General features: G+C 66.6%; 1 protein-coding gene. It reads left to right on the top strand.

Features of this window, described 5'->3' with window-relative positions; all coding sequences use genetic code 11:
- Positions 1 to 299: 299 nt before the first annotated feature.
- Positions 300 to 1,760 carry a 30S ribosomal protein S1 gene (rpsA, locus tag TVH25_RS21240; protein WP_072698949.1) on the top strand — a complete coding sequence of 487 codons (1,461 nt, stop codon included), beginning with the start codon at positions 300 to 302 and terminating at the stop codon, positions 1,758 to 1,760.
- The last annotated feature ends 110 nt before the right edge of the window (positions 1,761 to 1,870 follow it).

Genomic DNA, 1,870 nt, shown 5'->3' on the forward strand with positions numbered 1-1,870 from the left:
GCCGTGCCGCGGGGGACCGCGGGGCCGGGGGAGGGGCTGGGCCGGAGGAGTTTGCGGGGCGGGGCATGGATCCGAGCGTAACGGTCGCGCGGGGGCGGGCACGCGGGGGGGGCGTCCTGGTTTGCCCAGCTCCCCTGCGGACGCGTAGCCTGGTGGTCGCGAGTGTCCGCTGCTCGGCTTCATCGGTCGGACGGGGACGCTCGCCGTGATTCGATCACCGCTTCATCGCAGTGCCCGATTCGCATGCCCGACCGAAGTTCCATCAACCGACTATCAACCCGTCCGGAGCAACTCAACACATGGCCTCCACCACCGTCACCTCGCCGCAGGTAGCCGTAAACGACATCGGCTCCGCCGAGGATTTCCTCGCCGCCATCGACGCCACGATCAAGTACTTCAACGATGGCGACATCGTCGAAGGCACGATCGTCAAGGTCGACCGCGACGAGGTGCTGCTCGACATCGGTTACAAGACCGAAGGCGTCATCCCCTCCCGTGAGCTCTCCATCAAGCACGACGTCGACCCCAACGAGGTCGTCTCCGTGGGCGATGAGGTCGAGGCTCTGGTCCTCACCAAGGAGGACAAGGAAGGCCGTCTGATCCTGTCCAAGAAGCGTGCGCAGTACGAGCGCGCCTGGGGCACGATCGAGGAGCTCAAGGAGAAGGACGAGGCCGTCAAGGGCACCGTCATCGAGGTCGTCAAGGGCGGCCTGATCCTCGACATCGGCCTGCGTGGCTTCCTGCCCGCGTCGCTCGTCGAGATGCGTCGCGTCCGCGACCTCCAGCCGTACGTCGGCAAGGAGATCGAGGCCAAGATCATCGAGCTCGACAAGAACCGCAACAACGTGGTCCTGTCGCGCCGCGCATGGCTCGAGCAGACCCAGTCCGAGGTCCGCAGCGAGTTCCTGCACCAGCTCCAGAAGGGCCAGGTCCGCAAGGGCGTCGTGTCCTCCATCGTCAACTTCGGCGCCTTCGTCGATCTCGGTGGTGTCGACGGCCTCGTGCACGTGTCCGAGCTGTCCTGGAAGCACATCGACCACCCGTCCGAGGTTGTCGAGGTCGGCACCGAGGTCACCGTCGAGGTTCTCGACGTGGACCTGGACCGCGAGCGCGTGTCCCTCTCGCTCAAGGCGACGCAGGAAGATCCGTGGCGTCAGTTCGCCCGGACCCACGCGATCGGCCAGATCGTCCCGGGCAAGGTCACGAAGCTGGTTCCGTTCGGTGCGTTCGTGCGCGTCGAAGAGGGAATCGAAGGCCTCGTGCACATCTCCGAGCTGGCCGAGCGCCACGTGGAGGTCCCGGACCAGGTTGTCGCAGTCGGCGACGACGCGATGGTCAAGGTCATCGACATCGACCTCGAGCGTCGTCGTATCTCGCTGTCGCTGAAGCAGGCGAACGAGGACTACACGGCCGAGTTCGACCCGTCGAAGTACGGCATGGCCGACAGCTACGACGAGCAGGGCAACTACATCTTCCCCGAGGGCTTCGATCCCGAGACCAACGAATGGCTCGAGGGTTACGAGAAGCAGCGTGAGGAGTGGGAGTCCCGCTACGCGGAGGCCGAGCGTCGTCACAAGATGCACACCGCTCAGATCGAGAAGATGGCTGCCGACGAGGCCGCCGAGGCTGCTGCCGGCGTGTCCAGCAGCAACTACTCGTCCGAGACGGATGCCGAAGAGCCCGCCGAGCAGACCGGTGGCTCGCTGGCCAGCGATGCTCAGCTCGCTGCATTGCGCGAGAAGCTGTCCGGCAACGCCTGACAGATCTGATCGACTCTGATCGACGGAAGACCCCCCCCCCCGGGGGGGGGGGGGGGGTGGCGGTGTTGGGGGGGGGGGGGGGGGGGGGGGGGGGGGGGTGGGGGGGCCCC

Source organism: Rhodococcus sp. 7Tela_A2, assembly GCF_049311045.1.
Classification (GTDB): domain Bacteria; phylum Actinomycetota; class Actinomycetes; order Mycobacteriales; family Mycobacteriaceae; genus Rhodococcus.

What these genes read in the sequence shown, in the direction of transcription:
- rpsA (WP_072698949.1), top strand. Translation starts at nt 300, where the DNA reads ATGGCCTCCACCACCGTCACCTCGCCGCAGGTAGCCGTAAACGACATC.